Raw genomic sequence first — 23726 nt, 5'->3', positions numbered from 1 at the left:
TCAGCGGTGACTGCTGTACGTTCCGAGCCTGTCGATACCTCGGCCTGGGCGCCCTTCGCCTCCAAGGTCTACCGGGCGCTGTGGATCGCGCAGCTGGTCTCCAACCTCGGCACCTGGATGCAGACCGTGGGCGCGCAGTGGCTGCTGGTCGACGAACCCAATGCCGCGCTGCTGGTGTCGCTGGTGCAGGTGGCGACCACCCTGCCGGTGATGCTGCTGGTGATTCCGGCGGGCGTGCTGGCCGATCTGGTGGATCGGCGCAGGCTGCTGCTGGTCGCGCAGTCGGCCATGGCGCTGACCGCCACGGCGCTGGCGGTGACCACCGCGCTCGGCCACACCTCCCCGGGCGTGCTGCTGGGGCTGCTGTTCGTACTGGGCTGCGGTTCCGCCCTGACCATGCCGAACTGGCAGGCCATCCAGCCGGAACTGGTTGCGCGCGAGCAGATTCCGGCGGCGTCGGCCTTGAACGGCTTGTCGGTCAACGGCGCTCGCGCGGTCGGCCCCGCCATCGCCGGTGTACTCGTTTCACTGGCCGGTCCGACATTCGTATTCGCTTTGAACGCCGTCTCTTTCATCGGTGTGGTCGCGGTGCTGCTGTGGTGGCGGCGGCCGGTGCGCGAGCAATCACTGCCGCACGAGCGACCTTTCGCCGCGCTGGCCGCCGGATTCCGGTTCGTCCGCTCCGGACCCGCCATCCGGCGGATCCTGTTGCGGGCCATCCTGTTCATCGTCCCGGCGAGCGCGTTGTGGGCGCTGCTGCCGGTGGTGGCGCGCGACCGTCTGGGTCTGTCGTCCTCCGGCTACGGCCTCATGCTCGGCGCGCTCGGTCTCGGCGCGGTCGCGGGCGGACTGTCCTTCGCGGCCCTGCGCACCCGCCTCACCGCGACCCGCATGCTGCTGCTGTCGGCCGTCCTGTTCGGCGGAGCCACCCTGGTCTCGACCCTCGTGGATCAGCTACCGCTCGTCCTGCTCGCACTCCTGGTCGCCGGTGTCGGCTGGCCGCTGGCGATGTCCACCTTGAATTCGACCATGCTGCTCATGCTTCCGGCCTGGGTGCGCGCACGCGGCATGTCGGTGTACACCCTGGTCTTCATGGGCGGCCAAGCGATCGGTGCCCTGCTGTGGGGCGCAGTAGCCAACGCGCTCGGCGTAGTGGACGCCCTCACCATCGCCGCCGCCCTACTGGCACTGTGCGCGGTCAGCATCCTGTGGTGGCCCGTCCGCCAGGACGCGTCCGGCTTCGACCTCACCCCCGCTGCCTTCTGGCCCGAACCCGTCCTGGTCACCGAACCCGACCCCGCCGACGGCCCCGTCCTGGTCCTGCGCCGCTACCGCGTCCCCGAGGAAGTCCTCGACGATTTCCTGGCAGCCATGTCCCGGGTAGGCCGCTCCCGCCAGCGCACCGGCGCCATGGAATGGCGCCTCTACCGCGACGTCGGAGCCGCCGACCAATATGTCGAGGCCTTCGTGGTCCGCTCCTGGGACGAACACATGCGCCAGCATCTGGTCCGCCTCACCACCCAGGACGAACGCAACGAACAGGCCGCCCTCCAATACACCATCGGCGAAGACGAGATCACCCACCTCATCGCCGTCGAGGGCCCCGGCCGCTAGCCACTCGCTCTCGCGCGGCTCATCCCGCTTCAGCGCGCGGCGGGCCGCCGCGAGAGCCGGCAGCAGCATTCACCTCGAGACGAGGGAGGTGCGATTCGCTCGCTTTGCGTACGACCGCATACACTGTCCAGCTATGCGGATGTTCCTGGATATCCTCCTGATCATCACCAGCGTGTTGCTGGTGCTGCTGGTGCTGTTGCACCGCGCCAAGGGCGGAGGTTTGTCCAGCCTGTTCGGTGGCGGTGTGCAGTCGAGCCTGTCGGGCTCCACCGTCGTGGAGAAGAACCTCGATCGGCTCACGATCTTCGTCGGCGCCATCTGGTTCATCTCGATCCTCGGGATCGGGCTCGAGATCAAGTTCGCCTGATCTGACATAGCGTTTTCTCGCCCGGGCGTCGGAGTCGACGCCCGGGCGACTTGTGCTGGGTGCGAGAAGCGATTACCACGGGCGTGCCGGGGTGATTCTGTGCATCATTGTTTCCATGGCTGTTGTGGAGATGGTGGGGCCCAGCCTGACGGGGGTCTTGGAGCGCAACGGGTTCTGGATGGTCTGGAACACCGTGCTGGCGTGGATTCCGGTCGGGTTGGCGCTGTTGGTTTTTCGGACCGGGCAGGCGGGGGAGCGGCGGTTGCCGGGGTCTCCCCTGTGGTGGGGCGGGGCGGTATTGCTGCTGCTGTTCCTGCCGAACGCGCCGTATGTGGTGACCGATCTGGTGCATCTGCGCGATGACATCGAGGCCAATGGCAATGGGCCGGTGGTGAGTACCGTGCTGCCCGTGTACGCGGCATTCATCGCCTCCGGGTTCCTGGCGTACTACCTGGTGCTGGCCGAGTTCGGGCGGTTCCTGGAACGGGTCGGGTTCGGGGCGTGGCGGCCGGTGGCCACCATCGCCGTCCACTTCCTCTGTGCCATAGGCGTTTTCCTGGGGCGATGGGTGCGGCTCAACAGCTGGGAGCCGGTGGTGCAGCCGCGCGGCACACTCGAGCGAATGGTGCTGGCGCTGACCTGGGAATGGGCGCCGCTGCTCATCGCGGCGGTGTTCACGGCAACGGCGGTGGGGCACTTCGTGACTCGCGCCGTCGTGGAGACGGGCGTGCAGAGCCTGCGCCGGGGCGCCCGGCTGGTGCGAAACCTACGCGTCGCACCGCCGAGCGCCGATCAGGCATGAGCGGTACCCGGCCGGGTACCGCGGCCGATCACAGGCCGAGGCGTTCCTGGGCGATCACGCGCAGGGCCTTCTTGTCGGGTTTGCCGAGGCCGGTGAGCGGGAGTTCGTCGATCAGCAGCACATGCTTGGGCACCTGCACCGAACCCTTGCGCTGCTTGACGGCGGCCTGAATCTCGGCGGTCACGGTCTCGACGGCGGCCGGATCGGCCGCGGTCTCCTTGTCGAGGACCAGCACGGCGGTGACGGCCTCACCCCAGTGCGCGTCGGGCACGCCGACCACCGCGACATTGAGCACCTTGGGATGTTCGGAGACAACGTCTTCCACCTCGCGGGGGAAGACGTTGAACCCACCGGTGACCACCATGTCCTTGGACCGGCCGACAATGTAGAGGAAGCCGTCCTCGTCCTGGCGGGCCAGATCGCCGGTGCGCAGCCACCCGTTCTTGAAGGTTTCCGCGGTCACCTCCGGCAGGTTCAGGTACCCCGCCGCGAGCAGCGTTCCGGAGACACAGATTTCGCCGACCTCACCGGGTGCGACGACATTGTCCTCGGCATCGAGCAGCGCCACCCGCACGCCGGTGGAGGGCCGTCCGCAGGAGGTGAGCCGCTCCTTGTCGTGCTCCTCCTTGGCCAGGTAGCTGATCGCCATGGGCGCTTCGGACTGCCCGAAGTACTGCGCGAAGATCGGCCCGAACCGATCGATGGCCTCCTGCAACCGATTCGGGTCGATGGCCGACGCCCCGTAGTACACGGTCTCCAGCGACGACAGGTCGCGCGTCTTCGAATCCGGGTGGTCCAGCAGCGCGTACAGCATGGACGGCACCAGCATGGTGGCCGAGATCTTGTGTTCCTCGATGGCGCGCAACACTTCTCCGGCGTCGAAGCGCGGCACCACCACGCACTGCCCGCCCAGCACCACCACGGGCAGGAAGAACGCCGCACCCGCGTGCGAGAGCGGCGTGCAGATCAGGAATTTCGGCCGCTTCGGCCACTCCCACTCCGAGAGCTGGATCTGCGTCATGGCCGACATGGTCTGCGCGGTGCCGATGACGCCCTTGGGCTTGCCGGTGGTGCCGCCGGTGTAGCTGATCGAGATGACGTCGTCGGGCCGCAGATCGGTGGCCTCGATGGGCCGGGGCTCGAACGAGTCGGCGGCCGCGATCAGATCGACGCCCACATCGGCCAGCGCGTCCGGCACCGGTCCCAGCGTGAGCACCTTGGTCAGTGTCGGCACCCGATCCACCAGGTCGCGTGCCCGCTGTACGAAGGCCGGCACGGGATCCAGGATGAGCGTGGTGATTCCGGCGTCGGTGAGCACGTAGGCGTGATCATCCAGCCCGCCGATGGGATGCAGCGCGGTACGCCGCTGTCCGCGAATCTGCCCGGCCGCGATGGTGAACAGCACCTCCGGCCGGTTCAGCGCCAGAATGCCGACCGGCGACCCGGTGACCAGACCGTGCGCCTCGAACGCCGCGTCATAGCGGCTGATGGCGTCGAGCACGTCCGCGCCGGTGAGGATGCTGTCACCGAGGGTGAGCACTGGGGCCTTCCTGTGCCGCCGCAGTCCGGCGAGCAGCGCGTGCCCATTGTGCACGGGCAGCCGCAGGCGGGTATCGGGATCGATTGTGGTCATTGCACTTTCCACTCTCTGCGGTCGATATCGGTTGTCGGATGTCTCACAGCGTGTTCGCCGCGTACAGGCTCACGACGACCGCGCCGCCGAGGCCCAGATTGTGCGCCAGCGCGGTCCGCGCGCCCGGCACCTGCCGCTCGCCCGCGAGTCCGCGCAGCTGCCAGGACAATTCGGTGGCCTGCGCCAGGCCGGTCGCCCCCAGCGGATGCCCCTTGGAGATCAACCCGCCCGACGGATTCACCACCCAGGTGCCGCCGTAGGTGGTCGCGCCCGACTCCACCAGCGCACCGGACTCACCCTCGCCGCACAGGCCCAGCGCCTCGTAGGTGATGAGCTCGTTGATGCTGAAGCAGTCGTGCAGCTCGATCACGTCCACATCGGCGACACCGATTCCGGCCGTGGCGAACACCTTCGAGGCCGCCGCGCGGGTCATGGGCGCACCCACCACATCGATCATGGACCCGGTGGAGAAGGAGGTCCCGTCGTCGGTGGCCAGTTCCTGCGCCAGGATCTCGATGGCCTGCGCCTCGAGCCCGTGCGCCCGCACGAACTCCTCGCTCACCACGACCGCGGCCGCCGCGCCATCGGACATGGGCGAGCACTGCGAGCGGGTGAGCGGCCCGTGCACCGCCTTGTCGGTGAGCACCTGCTCCAGGGTGTACGCATCCTGGAACTGCGCCAACGGATTCCGCGTCGAATGCTCGTGGTTCTTCACCGCGACCGCCGCCAGCTGCTCCGGCGTGGTGCCGTACCGCTTCATGTGCTCGATGGCCGCATTGCCGAAGAACTGCGTGGTGATGGGCGCGTTGCTGAAGTCGTACTGCCCGCGCATGACACCCAGGTGCGCGTCCACGGTGGTGGCCTTGGGCTTGGTCGCCGGGCCCGCCATGGCCTCCTTGGTCATCTGCTCGAAGCCGACGGCGAGCGCCACCTCGACCAGCCCGGCGGCCACCCATTCCCGGGCCAGCATGAGCGCGGTGGATCCGGTTGCACAGTTGTTGTTGACGTTCACCACCGGAATCCCGGTCAGCCCCACGTCGTAGAGTGCGCGCTGCCCCGCGGCGGACGGCTGGAACACGTAGCCGGCCGCGGCGCGCTGCACCTGGCTGTACTCGATTCCGGCATCGCCCAGCGCACCGCGGACGGCCTCGCCGACCATCTCCGGATAGGTCCACTCGCGGGAACCGATCTTGACGAACGGTGTCATGTTGACGCCCACGATGAAAGCGCGGCGCATAGGTTGTACTCCTTTGTCTGTCGGGACTATTCGGTCAGTCGGCGCGCGGAATGCGGCCGTCGAGGTCGGTGAATCCGTAGGCTTCGGCGAGATCGGCGACCTTCCAAGGCTTTCCGGTGCGTGAGCGGCGATCCGGGTCGGCGGCCAGCGCCACGACGGCGCGGCCGGGGAATCGCGGCGATTCGGCGTCGGCGAGGTCGTAGCTGCCCTCACCGGGCAGCGTGACAATGCGCCTACCCTGGTCGTCGGCCGGAACCAGTTGCAGCAGTTCGGTATCCACGATGCCGGGCCACAGCGATACCGCCGTCACGCCGGTATCGGCGAGATCGTGCGCGAAGTCGGCGGTGAGTCGATCGACGGCCGTCTTGCCCACGCCGTAGACGGCGTTGTGCATATACCGTTCGGCCCCGGGCGAGGACACGTTGACGATCAGCCCGTCACCTTCGATCATCAGCGGCGCGGCGAAAACCGTTGCCACATAATGCGATCGCACGCCGATGTCGAAGGTCTCGTCCCATGCCTTCGGGGGTACGTCCCAGAACTTGCGTCCGAGCCAGCGGGCCGCGGCGGGGGAGTTGTAGACATTGTTGACCAGCACGTCGAGTCGCCCGTGCTGCTCGCGCACCTGCGCGAACAGCTTCTCCACCGCGGCGTCGTCGTGGTGATCGCACACCACCGGCACGCCGGTCCCGCCGAGTGCGTCGATCTCGGCGGCGGTGGCCGCGACGGTGCCCGGCAGGTGCCCGGCCGTGGTGGTGCGCCCGGTGACGTACACGGTCGCCCCGGCCGCGCCCAGTTCCAGGGCGATGCCCTTGCCGATACCGCGGCTCGCGCCGGTCACCACCGCGACCCGTCCGGCCAGAATCTTGGGTATTTCGCTCACGACCTCTGGACATTACCGTGAAATAAGAACGTGTTCTAGAAATTGGAGGCGGTAGTGGAATCGACCCAGCGGATGGTGGCAGTCAACGGCATCCGGATGCATGTCACCGAACAGGGTGACGGGTATCCGGTCGTGTTCTGTCACGGGTTCCCGCACACCGGGTTCATGTGGCATCGCCAGGTCGCGGCCCTGGCCGCCGCGGGCTACCACGCCATCGCCCCCGACCTGCGCGGATACGGTCGCACAGAGTCGCCCGCCGACCTCGAATCCTTCACCAACGAGGCCGTCGTGGGCGATCTGCTGGCCCTGCTCGACGACATCGGCGCGCAGCGCGCGGTCTTCGTCGGACTCGACTTCGGCGCACAGCTGGTGTGGGAACTGTCCCTGCGCGCACCCGACCGCGTGGCCGCCATCGCCGTCCTGAACAACCCGTTCTCCCCGCGCCCGCCCAAAGCGCCCTCCCACTTCTGGACGCGCGCGGCCGAACGCCACTTCCTGCACCTGTCCTACTTCCAGCAGCCCGGCGTCGCCGACGCCGAACTTGCGGCCCGCCCGCGCGAATTCCTGGCCCGCGTCTACTACTCGCTCAGCGCCGACTACCACTACCTGGACACCTGGAAGAATCCGCCCGGCCTCGGCTACCTCGACGTGCTCCCCGACGCCCCCGCCTTCCCCTGGCCGTGGCTGAGCGAAGCCGAATTCGACACCCTCGCAACCGAATTCGAACGCACCGGCTTCACCGGCGGTCTCAACTGGTATCGCAGCCTGGACCGCAACTGGGAACTCACCGCCGACTACGCCGACGCCGAGATCACCGTCCCCACCTTCTTCCTCTACGGCGAGAAGGACCCCGACATGGAGGGTTTCAGCGGCCGCGACCCCCTCGCCACCCTGCGCGCCAATGTCACCGATCTGCGTGCCGTGGTGGAGGTTCCGGCGGCGGGCCACCTGGTCCAGCTCGAGGCCACGGACGCGGTGAACGACTTCCTGCTCACCAGCCTGAAATCCCTGGAACTCTAGACCGGCGTCGATACGGTGGCAGGCATGCCGATGAAACATGCAGGTAGCTTGCGGTTTCCGGGCGGGCTTTCGCCACTGATCCTGCTGACCGCCGCGACAGGCGCAATGGATGCGCTGATATTCGCCTGTCACGGCCAGGTATTCGCGAGTGTCCTCACCGGCAATTTCGTCCTGCTCGGCGTGGCCACCGTCTTTTCGGCGACGACGGTGTCGGGCCCGCTCACGGTCATCGGCGGATATCTGCTGGCCGTGCTCGGTGCGGCCCGCTGGTGCCGGGGCGATGACGCCCATCGGATTCGCCGGATCTCGCAGTGTCTGATGGTCGAGGCGCTGCTTGTCGGGGCTCTCGCCGTGGCGGTCGCGCTGTCCGGCAATCAGCTGGCCCGGACCCTGGTGCTGATCCTGGCGTCGCTGGCCATGGGCGTGCAGTCCGCGACGGTCATGGCGGCGGACTCGTCGTCGCCGACCACCTATCTGACGAGCACGTTCACCCGATTCTTCAGTGATATGGCCGCGGACCGAACAGTGGATCCGTGGGCGGCCGCTCGGATCGGGGCGTTGGTGATCGGGGCGGGGTTCGGTCTGGCGGTGGCGCTTTCCTTCCCGGACTGGGGCTTCGTCCTGCCTGCCCTGCTGATCACCGCCGCCGCGGTGCTGGTTGCGGGTCAGGCGGGGTCGGTCGCTAGTGGGGATGGTTAGCGGCGTAGACCGCTCGTTCGAGGGCGTGCTCCCGCATCCGGGCCGGGCTCTCCAGATCCGCGGGCAGCCCGTGCTGTACCAGCCGGTGCGCCCGGTTCAAGTCGCGGTAGGCCGAGCAGTAGAACAGGGCGAGGATCAGCGCGAGCAGGGTCATCGCGCACCGCAGCCACAGTGCGCCGGGGAAGCTCATGAATGCCACGAACAGGGGAGTGAACGGTGCCATCCCGCGGATGAGATGCCGTGCGTAGTTGTGTTTTCCGGTGAGGTCGTTGCGTACCCAGTCCTGCATCGAATCCGGCAGGCGCCGCCCGCAGGCGTAGCCGAGCCACTGGAGGGGAGTGGGCCGCCGACGTGTCGTCGATGTCATATCGCCACCATCGCGCGCGGGCGAACGCACCGGTAGCGGGCACGTACCTACCCATGCATAGGTCCGATCTATGGTCTGCTCGGGAATCAGGGGTGACTCGGGGTGAATCCCGATGCCGCACGCGGATTTCGGCGAAACCATGGAGGTAGCAGCCTTCTTCCGGAAAGGATTCACCCGATGTCCGATCGCAGCGCCGACGAGGTCAGCATCCGCGAGCTCATCGACCGCACCACCGACGCCTGGACCCGCAACGACGCCGACGCCTACGCCGCCGAATTCGCCGTGGACGCCGACTATGTGGTCTTCGACGGCACCCGCCTGCACGGCCGCGACGCCATCCGTGACCTGCACGCCCAACTCTTCCGCACCCTGCTCTACGGCACCCGCCTGGAGGGCGGCATCGAATCCGTCCGCTTCCTCACCGACGACATCGCCCTCGTGCACGCCACCGGCGCAGTACTTTTCGCCTGGCAGCAGGGCACCCCGAAGCGCCGTCTCTCCCGCAACACCTGGGTCCTGCGCCGGACCCCGGTCGGCTGGGAGGTGCAGGCTTTCCACAACACCCGCGTCCGCCCGGTCCCCTCCGACGGCCGCTCCCTCGAACTGTTCGGCCGCTTCGTCCAATGGCGCACCCGCCGCGCCGCCGTCCACCGTCCGCAGCCCTCGCGCCCGGTCCTGGTCCGCCCGTAGACCGAATGTCCTTCGGCGCGCCTGCCGCAGGGGAGCCGGGCCGCCGCAGACGGCCCGGCGGTGGGTCAGGCGAGGTTCTTCAGGAATGACACGGCGTTGGCGCTGCCCGCCACCGCGATATCCACCTTGCCGTCGCGGTCGAAGTCGGCGATGACCGGGGTCTGCGGCTGCGAGGTGACGCTGAACTCGCCCACCTTGCTGATCTTGCCGTCACCCGCGCCACTGAATACGACCATGGTCGAGCTCAGTACCGCTGACATGGCCGCGTCGACGGTGCCGTTGCGGTCGAAGTCGCCCACGGCGATGGAGGTGGGGCCGAGGCCGGAGAGGTTGACGCGGTTGGTGGCCTTGAATCCGCCCTGGCCGTTGGAGATCAGGACCGTGGTGCTGAAGGAGAACGAGTCGGCGGTCACCACGTCGTCGATGCCGTCGCCGTTGAAATCGGCGGCGCGCACATCCTCGGTGATGAATCCGCTGGTGCTCGAGCCCTTGCGGCTGAAGCCGCCGTCGCCGTTGCCGGTGAATATCTCCACCTGCTGCAGCACATCATTGTTGATGGCGAGGTCGATGTTGTTGTCGGAGTTGAATTTTCCGACGGTGAAGGCGGCCGAGGTCCCCGCGATCAGGGCGGTGTCACCGGCTTTCAGAGTGCCGTCGCCCTTGCCGAGCCAGGATTTCACGCCGAGCGGCACCAGGCTCAGCACATCGGGTTTCCCGTCGCCGTTCACATCGGCGACGATCACCTGCTGTTGTGCGCCTTCGAGAGTCGTGTATTTCTCGCCCACCTTGAAGGTGCCGTTGCCATTGTTGAGGAAGATGACGATGGTGGTCCAGGCTTGAGCCACCACATCGGTTTTGCCGTCGCCATTGAGATCCCCGGCGCCGACCGCGCCGAAGCCGAGACCGACGGAACCGACCCGGGTGCCGGTGGCGAAGGTGCCATCGCCCTTGCCCGCCATGAGAATCGGGCCGTCACCGCCGAAATCGGCGGCCACCACATCGGTGATGCCATCGCCGGTGAAATCCGCGCCGATCATGCCGATCGGTGACGGACCCGGCCCCCAGGAGGGGAAGGACCCGCCGGAGGGCGAATCGACTTTCGGTGCGAAATCGATGGTTCCCGCGGCTGCGGCGGTCGCGGGTAGTGCGAGGACGAGCGCCGAGAAGGCAGCCGCGAGGGTGAACAGGCGGCGGGAGAACTGAACGCGCATAAGGGTATTCCTGTGTCGGGGTGTACCACCATCCGGTGGTGGACACGGACTCTAAGACACCCCTGAACAGCAGGATTCGCGCTTGACGGCAATTCGGCCGATTGCCGGACACCGTACGCGCCCGCTCGTGCACACTGCCGGAAGTGAATCCCGTGCGGCCAACATTGGTGCCGTGCGCGATGATTCGCGGTCGGCAACTCCGCCGCACGACGGTGTTCTCCTCGAACAGCTTGGCGCGCATCTCGATCGCACTGCTGTACGCGACACTCCAGTCGACTGCCGTCCAGCCTTCCTCGATGGTCAGGATGACGGCGCTGATATCTGCCTCGTGCGTCATGAACACCGGATCGTGCCACCGGAAGAACCCGACTCGGCCGGGCCTGGCGATGCGGGGAGCCGGGGCCGTCAGTAGTTCGCGTTCAGGTATTCGGCGGCGTGTGTCGTCCACACTGTGCTGGTGCCCGGCATGGTGTGCGCGGAATAGCGCACGTGCTCCCCGTCGGGCCACGGCGTCAGATATCCGAGCACTCCGCGCACGGCCGTCGAGTAACGCTCGAAATTGGCCACCGGGTCGTGCTGCAGGAATTGCAGCAGCTCGTTGAAGATGAGCGGGGTGACGTTGCCGATCCGCGCGCCTTCGATGAACGAGAACGGTTCGATGCCGACGTCGATGATCCGCAGCGGTGAATTGGCGGGGGAGGCGCAGATGATGTCGTTCGGATTCGCGTACTCGAGGACATCGATGCCGATCGGCCACTGTCCGCGCTGGCCGTGCAGACCGAACAGATTCGGCGGGCACAGATTCCCCACCGATTCTCCGGCCCGTCGCATGGGGTTGGCGACGTTGACGGTGAAGGCGATCTCGAGCGGGGTGCCGTTGGCGTTCTTGTACAGCCCCGAGCGCGCCCCTTCGAGGATCTTGTTGCCGACGATCCCGCCCAGCGAGTAGGTCAGCAATCCGCACACATTCGGCGAATCCTGGATGGCCTTCACCCCGGCCGCGACACCGATCCGCACCGAGGTGGCCATGGACGGCCCCCACAGATCCGGTGTCGGTCCGATGGCGGCGGGCCAGACCGGCTCGAAACAGGAGAACTTGTCCGTATCGAGCAGTTTGGCGATGTCGTGCAGCATTCCCGCAGGTGTGCCGTCGTAATTGCGCTGTTCCCCGGTGCCGCGCAACGTGATGATGTCGATCATGATCGTGCCCCTCGCGCGCCGAACCGTTCGGCGCTGAGATCACCGTAGAAACGGCAGCGCCGCCGAACGCGAGTAGCGGACTACGCGAGTTCGGCGGCGCTGCGACCGTGCGTGCGAGGGTGTCTAGTGCGGCAGATCCGCGGCGGCGGCCTCATCCAGCAACCAGGTGGTCGACTCGAGGCCGATCGCGCCCGCGGCGGGGATGTCCAGGGGCGAGGCCCCATTGAGTGCGGCGGCCACCGCGGCGGCCTTCGCCTCACCGGACACGATCAGCACGACGTGGCGGGACTTGCGCACGGCGGGCAGCGTCAGCGTGATGCGCACCGCCGGCGGCTTGGGCGAATTCGTCTCCGCGACAACGAGTTCGTGCTCCTCGCGGGTCGCGGCGGTATGCGGGAACAGCGAATTCACGTGTCCCTCACCGCCCATCCCGAGCAGATGCAGATCGAACGCGCCGTGCTCGGCCAGATGCGAGTGCACGGTGGCCGAGTACTCGCCCGCGGCCTCCAGCGGATCCGGGTAGTCGCCGCTGGAGGTTTCGGTGGGATGCACGCGCGCGGGATCCACCGGGACATGGTCCAGCAGCGCTGCACGGGCCTGGAGTTCGTTGCGGTCCGGATCCCCGGTGGGCACGAAACGCTCGTCGCCCCAGAAGATGTCGAGCTTTGACCAGTCGATGTCACCGGGGGCCTGCCGCACCAGCTCCAGCAGTTTGATGCCGGTGCCGCCGCCGGTCAATACGACCGAGGCCGAGCCGCGCAGGCGCTGCGCCTCGACGACCTCGGCGACGAACCGCGCCGCCGCCGCTTCGACCAGAGCGTCTGTGCCGGTGAAGGTTTCGACGGCGGGCTTACTCATAGGTGACCCTTTCGATTCCGGTGAGCGCCTCGGCGTAGATATCGTCGGCGTCGAGGTGGCGCAGCTCTTCGGCCAGGCAGTCGCGAGTTTCGCGGCGGGCCAGGGCGAAGCGCTGATCGGGCTCGCCGGTGCGGGTCAGCGTGGCCGTGCGGCCCAGCTGCGGTCGCGCGATGGAGATGGACACCGTCGGGCGTACCAGCTCCACCTTGAGTTCACCGGTGCGCCGCACCACGGGGCAGTCCAGCCGCGCGGCCAGCCAGCCTGCCAGCATGTCGAGCGCGGGTTCATCGTGCAGACCCGAAATCGACACGGACTCAACCGATTCGAACGGAGCCTCGTCCAGCGCCGCCGCCAGCAGTGCCCGCCAGTAGGTGATCCGGCTCCACGCCAGATCGGTGTCACCGGGGGAATAGGAGTTGCGCCGCTTCTTGATGGTGGCCTGCGGATCGTGCGCGAAGGTCGCGTCGGTGATGCGGCGCGTGGCCAGCTTGCCGACCGAATCCTTGGCCGGGAACTCCGGCGCGCCGCGCGGCCACCACGCCACCACGGGGGTGTCGGGCAGCAGGAACGGGATGACCACGCTCGCCTCGTGGGCGACCAGATCGCCCTGCAGCCGGAGCACTATCACCTCGGCCGCCCCGGCATCGCCGCCCACCCGGATCTGGGCGTCCAGGCGGGTGTCTGCCGTGCGGTCCCCGCGCGCGAGAACTATGACACGGCAGGGGTGTTCGCGGCTGGCGTCATTGGCCGCGTCGATGGCGTCCTCGGCCTCGGAGCTGTCCAGCGTGCACACCACCAGGGTGAGCACGCGCCCCATGGTGACGACGCCATTGGCCTCGCGCAGCTGGACGAGCCGCTTGGATACCTCGCGGGTATCCGTATCCGGCATATCGATGATCACGGTCGCCGCCATTCCCGCCCGCTGCGCGCGAGCATCTCGTCGGCGGAATCCGGACCCCAGGTGCCCGCCTCGTACGGGTCGGGCTTGCCGTGCGCGGCCCAGTGCTCGAGTGCGGGATCGAGGATGCGCCAGGACAATTCGACCTCCTCGTTGACCGGGAACAGCGACGGCACACCCAGCAGCACATCCAGGATGAGCCGCTCGTACGCCTCGGGGGAGTCCTCGGTGAAGGCTTCGCCGTAGCTGAAGTCCATGTTCACATCGCGCACCTCCATGGACGAGCCGGGCACCTTGGACCCGAATCGCATGGTGATGCCCTCATCCGGTTGCACCCGGATGACCAGCGCGTTCTGCCCGAGCTCCTCGGTCATGGTCTGGTCGAACGGCAGATGCGGGGCCCGCTTGAACACGACCGCGATCTCGGTGACGCGGCGGCCCAGGCGTTTTCCGGTGCGCAGATAGAACGGCACCCCCGCCCAGCGCCGCGTCTCCACGGCGAGGGTGATGGCGGCATAGGTCTCGGTCTTCGAGTTCGGGTCGAAGCCCTCCTCCTGCAGCAGGCCCACCACGGGCTCACTGCCCTGCCAGCCGGAGGTGTACTGCCCGCGCGCTGTCGTCTCGTCCAGTGGTGCAAGCAGTTTCGTCGCCGACAGCACCTTGATCTTCTCGATCTGGAGCTGTTTGGGCTGGAAGCTCACCGGCTCCTCCATCGCCGTCAGCGCCAGCAGCTGCAGCAGATGGTTCTGGATGACGTCGCGGGCCGCGCCGATACCGTCGTAATAGCCTGCGCGCCCGCCCAATCCGATGTCCTCGGCCATGGTGATCTGCACATGGTCGACATAGTTGGCGTTCCAGATGGGATCCCAGAGCTGGTTGGCGAACCGCAGCGCCAGGATGTTCTGCACCGTCTCCTTGCCGAGATAGTGATCGATGCGGAACACCGTGCGCTCCGGGAACACCCGGTTCACAAGGGCGTTCAGATCCTGCGCGCTCTTCAGGTCGTGCCCGAAGGGCTTCTCGATCACCACCCGCCGCCACGGCGCGGGCTGCCCCGCCTCCGGAGTCGGTTGTGCCAGACCGTTGTTGGAGAGCTGATCCAGCACCACCGGGAACTCGGTCGGCGGGATCGCCAGGTAGAAGGCGATATTCCCGCCGGTGCCGCGATCGCGGTCCAGATCCTTGAGGGTGGTGGCCAGCCGGTGGAACCCGTCCTCGTCCTCGAAAGTGCCCTGGACGAAACGCAATCCCTCCTTGAGCTGCTGCCACACCTCCTCCCGGAACGGGGTGCGTGCGGAGGAGCTGATCGACTCGTGCACGAGCTGAGCGAAGTCGTCATCGCTCATATCGCGCCGGGCGAACCCGACCAGGGCGAAGCCCGGGGGCAGCAGCCCCCGGTTCGCCAGGTCATAGATGGCCGGCAGCAACTTGCGCCGCGACAGGTCACCGGTCACCCCGAAAATCACCATGCTGCACGGGCCAGCGATGCGGGGAACTCGGCTGTCGCGTCCATCGCGAAGCGGATTGTTCCCCGTCGTGACCGTCGTCGCCGCGCCGGTTGCCACCGTCAGTTGCCTCCCGCCGCCTGCAGCTGCTCGGTGGTGGCAGTGAGCAGCTCTTCCCAGGACTGGACGAACTTCTGAACGCCCTCTTCCTCGAGGACCTGGAAAACATTGTCGAGGTCGATGCCGACGGCGGTGAGCGCGTCGAAGACCTGCTGCGCGTCGGCCACATTCGGGGTGATGGTGTCCCCGGTGATCTCGGCGTGGTCGGCGACGGCCTCGAGGGTCTTCTCCGGCAGCGTGTTCACCGTATTGGGCGCGACCAGCTCGGTCACGTACATGGTGTCCGGGTACTCCGGGTTCTTCACGCCGGTCGACGCCCACAGCGGCCGCTGCTTGTTCGCGTCCGAGGAGGACAGCCGCGCGTACAGCGAGGTGTGCTCGCCGCCGTCGAACACGTCCAGGTACGCGCCATAGGCCAAGCGCGCGTTGGCGATTCCGGCCTTGCCGCGCAGCGCGAGCGCCTCGGGTGTGCCGATGGCTTCCAGCCGCTTGTCGATCTCGGAGTCCACGCGGGACACGAAGAACGAAGCGACGGAATGGATCTTGGCGACATCGTGCCCGGCGGTCTTGGCATTGAGCAGACCGTCGAGGTACGCGCCCATGACCGCGATGTGCCGCTGCACCGAGAAGATCAGCGTCACGTTCACGCTGATGCCCTCGGCGATCACGCGGGTGATGGCGGGCAGGCCCGCCTCGGTGGCCGGAATCTTGATGAACAGATTCGGGCGGTCCACGATCTTCCACAGCTCGATGGCCTGGGCCACCGTGCCGTCCTCGTCGAATGCCAGGCGCGGATCCACCTCGATGGACACGCGACCGTCGACGCCGCCGGACTCCTTGAAGACCTCGGCGAACACATCGCAGGCCGCCCGCACGTCATCGGTGGTGATGGTGCGAATGGCCGAATCCACGTCCGCGCCGCGGGCCGCGAGCTCGCGCACCTGCGCGTCGTAGTCGTGGCCCTTGGACAGCGCGCCCTGGAAAATGGTCGGGTTGGTGGTGACACCGACGACATTGCGGGAATCGATCAGGCCCTTGAGGTTTCCGGACTTGATGCGCTCGCGCGAGAGGTCGTCGAGCCACACCGAGACACCGGCGGCGCTCAGCGCGGCGGTGTTGGTGTTCTGAGTCATGAGGCTTATCCCTTCACCTTGTCGAGGGAACGGGTGGCAGCGGCGACGACGGCGTCGGCGGTGATGCCGAATTCCCGGAACAGCGTCTTGAAGTCGGCCGAGGCGCCGAAGTGCTCGATGGACACGATTTCACCGGCGTCGCCGACGAAGCGGTACCACGGCACCGCGATACCGGCCTCCACCGAGACCCGCGCCTTCACCGAAGGCGGCAGCACCTCGTCGCGGTAGGACTGATCCTGCGCGTCGAACCACTCCACACACGGCATGGACACCACGCGGGTGCCGATGCCCTGTGCCTCCAGCGTAGTGCGGGCGTTCACCGCGAGCTGCAATTCCGAACCGGTGGCGATGATGATCACCTGCGGTGTGCCGGTGGAGGATTCGGCCAGGATGTAACCGCCCTTGCGGACGCCCTCGTAGCTGGTGCCCTCCTGGATCGGCAGATCCTGGCGGGTCAGGGCCAGCGCGGACGGGCCGTCCTGATGCGGCGGCTCGGAGACCAGGAAGTGCGATTCGCGCTCGGCGGAGTCGCGCTCGAGGATGGTGCGCCAGGCGTAGGAGGTCTCGTTGGCGTCACCCGGGCGCACGACGTTCAGACCCGGGATCGCGCGCAGCGCGGCCAGGTGCTCGATCGGCTGATGGGTCGGGCCGTCCTCGCCGAGGCCGATGGAATCGTGCGTCCACACGTAGGTGACCGGGGTGCGCATGAGCGCGCCCAGACGCACCGCGGGCCGCATGTAATCGGAGAACACCAGGAAGGTGCCACCGTACGGACGGGTCGGGCCGTGCAGCGCGATGCCGTTCAGGATCGAGCCCATGGCGTGCTCACGCACACCGAAGTGCAGGGTGCGGCCGTACGGGTTGGCCTTCCAGTGCGCGGTGGAGATCTCCTCCGGGCCGAAGGACGGCACGTTCGGCATGGTGGTGTTGTTGGATTCGGCGAGGTCGGCCGAGCCGCCCCACAGTTCCGGCAGCACCGGCGCGAGCGCGGCGAGCACCGCGCCCGACGCCTTGCGGGTGGCCATGCCCTTCGGGTCGGCATCCCAGGTCGGCAGCGACTCGGCCCAGCCCTGCGGCAGGCGGCGCTCCTGCAGGCGATCGAACAGCGCCTTGTTCTCCGGGTTGGCCGAGGCCCACGCGTCGTACTGCTGCTGCCACGCCTTGCGGGCGTCGCGGCCGCGGTCGGCGGCCTGACGGCGGGTGTGCGCGATGACCTCGTCGCCGACCTCGAAGTTCTTCTCCGGGTCGAAGCCCAGGATCTTCTTGGTCGCGGCGACCTCGTCGGCACCCAGCGCGGCGCCGTGCGACGCGCCGGTGTTCATCTTGTTGGGGGCCGGGTAGCCGATGATGGTCCGCACGATCACGATCGACGGCTTGTCGGTGACGGCCTGCGCCTCGGCGACGGCGGCCTCGAGCGCGGTCACGTTCTCGCCGCCCTCGACGGTGACGACGTGCCAGTCGTAGGCGCGGTAGCGGGCGGCCACATCCTCGGTGAAGGCGATGCGGGTGTCGTCCTCGATGGAGATGCGGTTGTCGTCGTAGAAGACGATCAGGTTGCCCAGCTGCTGGGTACCCGCCAGCGAGGACGCCTCGGAGGTGACACCCTCTTCCAGGTCGCCGTCGGAGGCGATCACATAGACGAAGTGGTCGAACGGCGACTCGCCCTGTGCCGCAGCCGGATCGAACAGGCCCCGCTCGCGCCGCGCCGCCATCGCCATGCCGACCGCCGAGGCCAGACCCTGACCCAGCGGGCCCGTGGTGATCTCGACGCCGTCGGTGTGGCGGTACTCCGGGTGACCCGGGGTCAGCGAACCCCACTTGCGCAGGTTGACCAGATCGTCGAGTTCCAGGCCGATACCCGCCAGGTACAGCTGGATGTACTGGGTGAGGCTCGAGTGTCCACAGGACAGCACGAAGCGGTCGCGGCCCACCCAGTGCGGATCGCTCGGATCGAACCGCATGACGCGCTGGTAGAGGGTGTAGGCCAAGGGCGCCAAGCTCATTGCGGTGCCGGGATGTCCGTTGCCGGCGTTCTGCACGGCGTCGGCGGCCAGGACACGAACCGTGTCGACGGCCCTGGTGTCCAATTCGGTCCAGTCGGCGGGGTGGTTCGGCTGAGTGAGCGCGCGGATGTCGTCTGTGACTGACACGACCGAGGTTCTCCTGACCTTGTCGACAATGCGGTTGTGGGCGGCGGGTAGTTCGCTGCGGTGGATCACCGGTGCGACAGGCGCACCGATACACCGACCACCCTAAAGGTCGCTCGATCGCGGCCGGAACGGAACCCGCGTTCACCGGCCGACGTGTCGCCGCTCGTGACCGCGCGCGGACCTGTTCGTGACAGTTCGGATGCCCTCGGCTCGAGCATGTAACAGCCCCCGCCGATGTGACCGGCGCGACGCGACCGGCGTATCCAACCCGGACCTGGACGAGACCACGGTCGAGCGGGGTCTACCATTCTGTGTAGTAGTGGCCGCGCCGCACTGGGCCCTGACTCCGTAACGAGCAGGGCTGAAAGCTCTTCGACGAGCGGAAAGAGCGCGCTGCTAGTTCCTAGGACCGGATCGACTGCACGGCGTGCGAGGAGAAACAGTGCGGATTGGGCAACAACCCGGCGGGGCTCACGGCTCCACCGGAACGGTGCTGGCCGACCGCGTGACGGGCAACGGCGTGCTGTCGACAGTGACGCGCCGGGTACTCGCCTACATCGCGCTCACCAAACCCCGCGTCATCGAGCTGCTGCTCGTCGCGACCATCCCCACCATGCTGCTGGCCGACCGCGGCCACGTCGACATCCGCCTCATCCTGGCCACGCTGTTCGGCGGCTGGATGGGCGCGGCGTCCGCGAACACGCTCAACTGTGTCGCGGATGCCGATATCGACAAGGTGATGAAGCGAACCTCCAAGCGGCCCTTGGCCCGTGAGGCGGTGCCGACGCGCAACGCGTTCGTCTTCGGCGTGGTGCTGGGCCTGGCGTCCTTCGCCTGGCTGTGGTGGCAGGCGAATCTGCTCAGTGGCGCGCTGGTCGTGGCGACCATCCTCTTCTACGTGTTCGTCTACACCCTCGGGTTGAAGCGGCGCACCTCGCAGAACGTGGTCTGGGGCGGCGCGGCCGGGTGCATGCCCGCGCTCGTGGGCTGGTCCGCGGTGACGGGCAATATCGGCTGGCCGGCGATCGTGCTGTTCCTGGTCATCTTCTTCTGGACGCCGCCGCACACCTGGGCGCTGGCCATGCGCTACAAGGAGGACTACCGCGCGGCGGGCGTCCCCATGCTGCCCGTGGTGGCCACCGAGCAGACGGTCACCAAGCAGATCGTCATCTACACCTGGCTCACGGTGCTGGCCACCTTCGCCCTGGTTCCCGCCTCCGGAGTCATCTACGCCGCAACGGCATTGGTGGCGGGCGCGTGGTTCCTGCTCATGGCCCACCAGCTCTACTCCGGCGTCCGCAAGGGCGAATCGGTGAAGCCGCTGCGGTTGTTCCTGCAGTCCAACAACTACCTGGCCGTGGTGTTCTGCGGCCTGGCGGTGGACTCGGTGCTGGGCTGGGACACCATCGGCCACACCCTCTTCGGCTGGAGCTGACCTACCAGGTCCAGTGGGGCACCTCGCGCAGCGGATGCAGTTCGGCGTCGGTCTCGGCGTGCGAATTCTGCTGCGCGACCTGGGAACCGAATTCGATGTGCTCCCGAATGGCGGTGCGGAACTTCTCGTCGTTCGGCAGGCCCGCCTCGTCGAGCGCGGCGAGGTAGACGTCGACGAACCGCTGCCGCTGCTCATCGGTGATCTTCAGCCCGCGATGCACCTCGATGATGTACGCGAACCCCAGCTCCTCGGTGAAACGGGCCGGGCCGCCGAAGGATTCAGCGGTGAACCAGGTCAGGTGATCCACATAGGTGGGAACCCGCTCCGGAAACAGCTCGCGCAGTACGGGATCCGCGAGGGCCTTGTCGTAGAAGATTTCCTCGAGGTGATGCAGGGCGTCATCGCCCCCGGCGAACTCGAACAGACTCACCATGGCTCGACTCGTTCCTGAGGCGCGGTGACCGGGCTCGTCCCAGAGTAGCCACCGTGGCATGATGGCGCGGTGAATTTCGGAGGGGGAGCGCGCGGAGTCCCGGCGCGCACGGATTACCTTGGCGCCGACGGGGATCCACGATTCCCGTCACCACGCAGGCTACGCAGCGTCCTGGCGGGCGTCACCGACGTGGTATCGATCCTCGCCGCCACCTTCGGCGTGCTCTGGCTGCTGATCGCGGAACTCGACAGCGGACCGGCCGAGACGCTGATCGGCTACCCGATCCTGCTGTTTCTGGTCTTCGCACAGTTCTTCCTGCTGCCGAGTATCGCCGGAGCCAGTATCGGCCAACTCCTCTGCGGTCTGACCGTCGTCCGCTGCGCCGACGCGACCCGCCCCCGCATTCGCGACATCGCACGCGCCATGATCCGACACCCCAAGCACCCCTTCCGAATTCGCGGCATCCACACCCTCGCACCCCACCTCGTGGTCGTCCGCACCCGAGACCTCGCCGCCTACCGAACCGACCCCACCACCCACCACGACCCCACCACACCCCCCGAATACCACGGCGCCGAAGGCGACCCCCGCTACCCGTCCCCCCGCGACCTACGCAAGGCGACCGCCACCGCCCTGGACGTCGTCCTCATCATGTTCCTCACCCCCGCCCTAGGTCTGGCCGCCGCCGTACTCCTCGATGGCACATCCCACGAGGCGGCCATGGCAACAGCCTTCTGGACCCTCATGCCCCTCCAACTGGTGATCCTCCCAGCCCTGCTCGGCTCCACCCTCGGCCAACTCCTCTGCGGCCTCACCCAAATCCGCCCCAGCGACGGCCAACCCCCGACCCTCCGCGACGTGGTGGGCATCGGCAACACCCTCCCCGCCGAAATCCGCTCCCGAGGCGACCTCTACATCACCTTCGCCGGCCTGGCGGTAGTCCGCCGCCGCGACCGCACCACAGTCAAAGATCGAATCGCCCTGACCGAAGTGCAGCACTGAACCGACCCCACTCGGCCGCCCCGAAAACCAGTGCGGCGCCTGAGTGATCCTTCGAATCTCGCACCCCCACATGCCCGGCGCAACTGAGCCAGGCAATCTCGACGCAGGCGTCCTGAGACGGGCTCTTCGACGATTTGAACCAGCATCGAACGTGAAGCCGCCGAACCATTTCGAATGCTGATCGAGGTAGTGCGCTCAGGCCGGGATGGTTCGTCTGGGGCGTAGGGGTATGCGGGCGCGGAACGCCTCGATGGCAGCGGCTACCTCGAAGGGCGTTGTGGCGTCGGCTAACTCGGGGCTGTAGCGGACTCGGGTGGCTACAGCGTCGAGGTCGAAGGTCCACGCCAAGGTCCGTGCCGCCGCCGACGAGGACCAGGGCATCCAGGCGGAGTTCGCGAGCGAGCCATGAGTACGCGGCGGCCACATCCGCGGGGCCGCCTTTGCGGATCAGGAACACCTCCTCTCGGGGAAGTAGGCGGGCGAGCCGGTGGTGGCGGCGTCGACGGCGAATACCCCCGGTGCGACCTGCGGTGCGTCGGTGCGGGTGACAGGCGTGAAGGTGAGGTTCGCGAGAAAGACCGTCTTCTGTCTCTCATGCAGTGCGAAGGCCAGTGGCAAGCCGCTGAGCAGGTCGAAGCCGCCGCGTGCCCCGGCGATCAGGACCCGCTCGCTGTCGCGGAGTCGGTGTAGGGCCGGGGTGTCGAACAGGCTGGGGGCGGACATCTGTCGAAGTATTCTGCATCGGAGTGTGTTGTGCCGCGCCAGCGATCAATCGAGGAACTGTAGGAGCTCCGCGGTGACGAATTGTGGGTTCTCTTCGACGAGCCAGTGTCCGGCATTCGGTACGTCGACCGCGCGCACGATGGTGGTGACGCGGGGCGCGAGAGTGGCTCGGACCGGGTCGAGTTGGCCCTGGGCGGTCATGAGCAGGGTGGGAACGGTGGTCGTGGCGGCGGCGGTGGTGTCGCGGACGTCCTGGTCCAGGGCGCGGTAGAGCTCGAAGCCGGCGGACAGGGCTTCGGGGCGGCTGTATGTTCGTGCGAATTCATCGATTTCGGCGTCGGTGAACGGGGAGCGGGTCGAGGTTCCGCCGAAAGCTGTGCCGCCGTAGGAGACTTGCGGATAGAACAGGGCCAGGTATTCGCGGACGTCGTCGCCGACCACTGCCTCCGGTACTCGGCGCTGTGTGTGGAAGGCGATGTGCCAGCTCATATTCCGGTAGGTGGCGGCGTCGATCGCCGGGCCGGGCAGCGGCAGGTCGAGGTAGCCGAGGCGGGCGGTGTCGGCCGGGAATTCGCTGGCGTACTGGAACGCCACCGCCGCTCCGAAATCATGGCCCACCACGCGGGCGTCCTGGATGCCGAGCCGGTCGGCGATCAGGGAGTGCACGTAGCGGGCCAGCGTCGCCTTGTCGTAGCCGGTGGGGGAGCCGACGCTGTCGCCGAGACCGGGGAGGTCGACGGCGTACACCGTGTGGTGTTCGGCCAGCGCGGGCATGATCGGCCACCAGCCGTACCAGGTCTGCGGCCAGCCGTGGATCAGCACCACGGGTGAACCGCTGCCACCGGTCACGTAATGCATTCGAACGCCGTCGATTTCGGCGAACTCGTGCCGAAAGGTGTTCTCGAACCGCGGATCTCCCTGGGTGGCGGCGGCGTAGGCGGGAGCGGCGGGCGTGGCCGAATCCGGGGAGCAGCCCAGAGCTGTCAGCAGTGCAAGTGCGAGGGTGACGACCGCACGGGCAGCGCGCGGGAGGCGGCTCGGTCGTGCTGCCTGCCGGTTCGCCGGGGGCACCGGTGAATCGCGGTGTGTGCGGGCAGGGGCGTTGGTCATGGGCGCTACCTCCGGGTCGGGATGTGCCCCAGTGTTTCCCCCGCCCGCGTGCGGTGGCACGCGTTCTTGCGGTTTTGGCAAGCTGGTCGCATGGACCGAGAAACCGATGAGGTGCTCGACGCGGTCGGCCCCCGGCTGCGCGCCCTGCGCCGCGCTCGCGGCATCACGCTCGCCGATCTCGCCGTGCGCACCGGCGTATCGGAGAGCACGCTGTCACGGCTGGAGAGCGGTCAACGCCGCGCGACGCTGGAATTGCTGCTCCCGCTCGCCCGCGCCTACGACACTCCGCTGGATGAGCTCGTCGGCGCGCCCCGCACCGGCGATCCCCGCATCCACCTGAAGCCCATCCGACGCGCGGGCATGGTTTTCGTGCCGCTGTCCCGCCGACCGGGCGGGGTGCACGCCTTCAAGATGATCATCCCCGCCGAGCCGCAACCGCTCGAACCCGCGCTGAAAACCCATGACGGTTTCGAATGGCTGTACGTCCTCAACGGCCGCCTGCGGCTGGTGGTCGGCGAACGCGACCTCGTCCTTCCCGCCGGTGAAGCCGCCGAGTTCGACACCTCGCTCCCGCACTGGCTGGGCAGTGCCGACGGCGGCGCCGTCGAACTCCTGATCCTGTTCGGCCAGCACGGAATTCGTGCGCACGTCCGCGCGGACCACCCGGAATCCCACTGATCCACAACGACGACAGGG

The 23726-nt window shown here is 67.7% G+C and carries 24 protein-coding genes; 9 read left to right on the top strand and 15 right to left on the bottom strand.

Features of this window, described 5'->3' with window-relative positions; genetic code table 11:
* Positions 1–6: 6 nt before the first annotated feature.
* The 3 genes from JK358_RS19415 (at position 7) to JK358_RS19405 (ending at position 2783) form a co-directional block, all read left to right on the top strand.
* Positions 7–1614: an MFS transporter gene (locus tag JK358_RS19415; protein WP_201949149.1), complete on the top strand. Its 1608-nt coding sequence runs from the start codon at positions 7–9 to the stop codon at positions 1612–1614.
* A 133-nt stretch (positions 1615–1747) separates the two neighbouring features.
* Entirely contained in the window at positions 1748–1981 is a 234-nt protein-coding gene (gene secG, locus JK358_RS19410) for a preprotein translocase subunit SecG (protein WP_201949148.1), read from the top strand.
* A 115-nt stretch (positions 1982–2096) separates the two neighbouring features.
* Entirely contained in the window at positions 2097–2783 is a 687-nt protein-coding gene (locus JK358_RS19405) for a DUF1361 domain-containing protein (RefSeq protein ID WP_201949147.1), read from the top strand.
* A gap of 28 nt (positions 2784–2811) precedes the next feature.
* On the opposite strand, the gene fadD8 is transcribed toward JK358_RS19405, so the two are convergent.
* Genes fadD8 through JK358_RS19390 form a run of 3 tightly spaced genes read right to left on the bottom strand, consistent with a single transcriptional unit; the run spans position 2812 to position 6536 of the window.
* A complete protein-coding gene (fadD8, locus tag JK358_RS19400) occupies positions 2812–4416 on the bottom strand; it encodes a fatty-acid--CoA ligase FadD8 (RefSeq protein WP_201949146.1) in 1605 nt (534 codons plus the stop codon).
* A 43-nt stretch (positions 4417–4459) separates the two neighbouring features.
* Entirely contained in the window at positions 4460–5653 is a 1194-nt protein-coding gene (locus JK358_RS19395; protein ID WP_201949145.1) for a thiolase C-terminal domain-containing protein, read from the bottom strand.
* A gap of 34 nt (positions 5654–5687) precedes the next feature.
* Positions 5688–6536 carry an SDR family NAD(P)-dependent oxidoreductase gene (locus tag JK358_RS19390; protein WP_201949144.1) on the bottom strand — a complete coding sequence of 283 codons (849 nt, stop codon included), beginning with the start codon at positions 6534–6536 and terminating at the stop codon, positions 5688–5690.
* Between the two features lie 72 nt (positions 6537–6608).
* Here JK358_RS19390 and JK358_RS19385 point away from each other — a divergent pair, with 72 nt between their 5' ends.
* Positions 6609–7556, top strand: coding sequence for an alpha/beta fold hydrolase (locus tag JK358_RS19385; RefSeq protein WP_201949399.1), 948 nt, complete (start codon positions 6609–6611; stop codon positions 7554–7556).
* Between the two features lie 24 nt (positions 7557–7580).
* Complete coding sequence (locus JK358_RS19380) at positions 7581–8255, top strand: YoaK family protein (protein ID WP_201949143.1); 675 nt, start codon at positions 7581–7583, stop codon at positions 8253–8255.
* Here JK358_RS19380 and JK358_RS19375 read toward each other — a convergent pair.
* Complete coding sequence (locus JK358_RS19375) at positions 8239–8622, bottom strand: DUF5313 family protein (protein WP_201949142.1); 384 nt, start codon at positions 8620–8622, stop codon at positions 8239–8241. The genes JK358_RS19380 and JK358_RS19375 overlap by 17 nt on opposite strands.
* 177 nt (positions 8623–8799) lie before the next feature.
* Between JK358_RS19375 and JK358_RS19370 the strand changes: the two genes are divergently transcribed.
* Positions 8800–9312 (top strand): SgcJ/EcaC family oxidoreductase, encoded by a 513-nt coding sequence (locus JK358_RS19370; protein ID WP_201949141.1) that lies wholly within the window; start codon positions 8800–8802, stop codon positions 9310–9312.
* A gap of 65 nt (positions 9313–9377) precedes the next feature.
* On the opposite strand, the gene JK358_RS19365 is transcribed toward JK358_RS19370, so the two are convergent.
* The 7 genes from JK358_RS19365 to tkt form a co-directional block, all read right to left on the bottom strand.
* Positions 9378–10523, bottom strand: coding sequence for an FG-GAP repeat domain-containing protein (locus JK358_RS19365; RefSeq protein ID WP_201949140.1), 1146 nt, complete (start codon positions 10521–10523; stop codon positions 9378–9380).
* A 405-nt stretch (positions 10524–10928) separates the two neighbouring features.
* A complete protein-coding gene (locus JK358_RS19360; protein WP_201949139.1) occupies positions 10929–11723 on the bottom strand; it encodes a hypothetical protein in 795 nt (264 codons plus the stop codon).
* Between the two features lie 123 nt (positions 11724–11846).
* A complete protein-coding gene (pgl, locus tag JK358_RS19355; protein WP_201949138.1) occupies positions 11847–12581 on the bottom strand; it encodes a 6-phosphogluconolactonase in 735 nt (244 codons plus the stop codon).
* Complete coding sequence (opcA, locus tag JK358_RS19350) at positions 12574–13482, bottom strand: glucose-6-phosphate dehydrogenase assembly protein OpcA (protein ID WP_201949398.1); 909 nt, start codon at positions 13480–13482, stop codon at positions 12574–12576. Before opcA ends, pgl begins: the two co-directional genes overlap by 8 nt.
* Positions 13479–15044, bottom strand: a complete 1566-nt coding sequence (gene zwf / locus JK358_RS19345; RefSeq protein ID WP_201949137.1) for a glucose-6-phosphate dehydrogenase — start codon at positions 15042–15044, stop codon at positions 13479–13481. Before zwf ends, opcA begins: the two co-directional genes overlap by 4 nt.
* Before the next feature lie 2 nt (positions 15045–15046).
* A complete protein-coding gene (gene tal, locus JK358_RS19340) occupies positions 15047–16177 on the bottom strand; it encodes a transaldolase (protein ID WP_201949136.1) in 1131 nt (376 codons plus the stop codon).
* Positions 16178–16182: 5 nt separating this feature from the next.
* Positions 16183–18327, bottom strand: a complete 2145-nt coding sequence (tkt, locus tag JK358_RS19335; protein ID WP_201949135.1) for a transketolase — start codon at positions 18325–18327, stop codon at positions 16183–16185.
* A gap of 442 nt (positions 18328–18769) precedes the next feature.
* Here tkt and JK358_RS19330 point away from each other — a divergent pair, with 442 nt between their 5' ends.
* On the top strand, positions 18770–19762 hold the full coding sequence (locus tag JK358_RS19330) for a heme o synthase (protein WP_201949134.1): 993 nt from the start codon (positions 18770–18772) through the stop codon (positions 19760–19762).
* Position 19763: 1 nt separating this feature from the next.
* Here JK358_RS19330 and JK358_RS19325 read toward each other — a convergent pair whose 3' ends face one another.
* Positions 19764–20195 carry a group II truncated hemoglobin gene (locus JK358_RS19325; RefSeq protein WP_201949133.1) on the bottom strand — a complete coding sequence of 144 codons (432 nt, stop codon included), beginning with the start codon at positions 20193–20195 and terminating at the stop codon, positions 19764–19766.
* 69 nt (positions 20196–20264) lie between these two features.
* Between JK358_RS19325 and JK358_RS19320 the strand changes: the two genes are divergently transcribed.
* Entirely contained in the window at positions 20265–21197 is a 933-nt protein-coding gene (locus JK358_RS19320; RefSeq protein WP_201949132.1) for an RDD family protein, read from the top strand.
* On the opposite strand, the gene JK358_RS19315 is transcribed toward JK358_RS19320, so the two are convergent.
* From JK358_RS19315 to JK358_RS19305, 3 genes are all read right to left on the bottom strand, one after another.
* Positions 21160–21366, bottom strand: coding sequence for a DUF397 domain-containing protein (locus JK358_RS19315; RefSeq protein WP_201949131.1), 207 nt, complete (start codon positions 21364–21366; stop codon positions 21160–21162). The two genes, JK358_RS19320 and JK358_RS19315, sit on opposite strands and share 38 nt — an antisense overlap.
* A 278-nt stretch (positions 21367–21644) precedes the next feature.
* On the bottom strand, positions 21645–21920 hold the full coding sequence (locus JK358_RS19310; RefSeq protein WP_201949130.1) for a hypothetical protein: 276 nt from the start codon (positions 21918–21920) through the stop codon (positions 21645–21647).
* A 45-nt stretch (positions 21921–21965) separates the two neighbouring features.
* Positions 21966–23030: an alpha/beta fold hydrolase gene (locus tag JK358_RS19305; protein ID WP_201949129.1), complete on the bottom strand. Its 1065-nt coding sequence runs from the start codon at positions 23028–23030 to the stop codon at positions 21966–21968.
* Positions 23031–23120: 90 nt separating this feature from the next.
* Here JK358_RS19305 and JK358_RS19300 point away from each other — a divergent pair, with 90 nt between their 5' ends.
* Complete coding sequence (locus JK358_RS19300) at positions 23121–23708, top strand: helix-turn-helix domain-containing protein (protein ID WP_201949128.1); 588 nt, start codon at positions 23121–23123, stop codon at positions 23706–23708.
* The last annotated feature ends 18 nt before the right edge of the window (positions 23709–23726 follow it).

The organism is Nocardia acididurans, assembly GCF_016741815.1.
Classification (GTDB): Bacteria; Actinomycetota; Actinomycetes; order Mycobacteriales; family Mycobacteriaceae; genus Nocardia; species Nocardia acididurans.
The sequence above is the reverse complement of the archived record's forward strand: the minus strand, read 5'-3'. Positions and strand labels throughout refer to the sequence as shown.

Excerpts from the sequence above, each read along its gene's own strand:
- JK358_RS19370 (WP_201949141.1), top strand. The coding sequence starts at position 8,800 with ATGTCCGATCGCAGCGCCGACGAGGTCAGCATCCGCGAGCTCATCGAC.
- JK358_RS19325 (WP_201949133.1), bottom strand. The coding sequence starts at position 20,195 with ATGGTGAGTCTGTTCGAGTTCGCCGGGGGCGATGACGCCCTGCATCAC.
- secG (WP_201949148.1), top strand. The coding sequence starts at position 1,748 with ATGCGGATGTTCCTGGATATCCTCCTGATCATCACCAGCGTGTTGCTG.
- JK358_RS19365 (WP_201949140.1), bottom strand. The coding sequence starts at position 10,523 with ATGCGCGTTCAGTTCTCCCGCCGCCTGTTCACCCTCGCGGCTGCCTTC.
- tal (WP_201949136.1), bottom strand. The coding sequence starts at position 16,177 with ATGACTCAGAACACCAACACCGCCGCGCTGAGCGCCGCCGGTGTCTCG.
- JK358_RS19375 (WP_201949142.1), bottom strand. The coding sequence starts at position 8,622 with ATGACATCGACGACACGTCGGCGGCCCACTCCCCTCCAGTGGCTCGGC.
- JK358_RS19315 (WP_201949131.1), bottom strand. The coding sequence starts at position 21,366 with ATGGTTCGGCGGCTTCACGTTCGATGCTGGTTCAAATCGTCGAAGAGC.
- JK358_RS19380 (WP_201949143.1), top strand. The coding sequence starts at position 7,581 with ATGCCGATGAAACATGCAGGTAGCTTGCGGTTTCCGGGCGGGCTTTCG.
- JK358_RS19385 (WP_201949399.1), top strand. The coding sequence starts at position 6,609 with ATGGTGGCAGTCAACGGCATCCGGATGCATGTCACCGAACAGGGTGAC.
- JK358_RS19405 (WP_201949147.1), top strand. The coding sequence starts at position 2,097 with ATGGCTGTTGTGGAGATGGTGGGGCCCAGCCTGACGGGGGTCTTGGAG.
- pgl (WP_201949138.1), bottom strand. The coding sequence starts at position 12,581 with ATGAGTAAGCCCGCCGTCGAAACCTTCACCGGCACAGACGCTCTGGTC.
- JK358_RS19360 (WP_201949139.1), bottom strand. The coding sequence starts at position 11,723 with ATGATCGACATCATCACGTTGCGCGGCACCGGGGAACAGCGCAATTAC.
- JK358_RS19395 (WP_201949145.1), bottom strand. The coding sequence starts at position 5,653 with ATGCGCCGCGCTTTCATCGTGGGCGTCAACATGACACCGTTCGTCAAG.
- fadD8 (WP_201949146.1), bottom strand. The coding sequence starts at position 4,416 with ATGACCACAATCGATCCCGATACCCGCCTGCGGCTGCCCGTGCACAAT.
- JK358_RS19310 (WP_201949130.1), bottom strand. The coding sequence starts at position 21,920 with ATGTCCGCCCCCAGCCTGTTCGACACCCCGGCCCTACACCGACTCCGC.
- JK358_RS19300 (WP_201949128.1), top strand. The coding sequence starts at position 23,121 with ATGGACCGAGAAACCGATGAGGTGCTCGACGCGGTCGGCCCCCGGCTG.
- JK358_RS19305 (WP_201949129.1), bottom strand. The coding sequence starts at position 23,030 with ATGACCAACGCCCCTGCCCGCACACACCGCGATTCACCGGTGCCCCCG.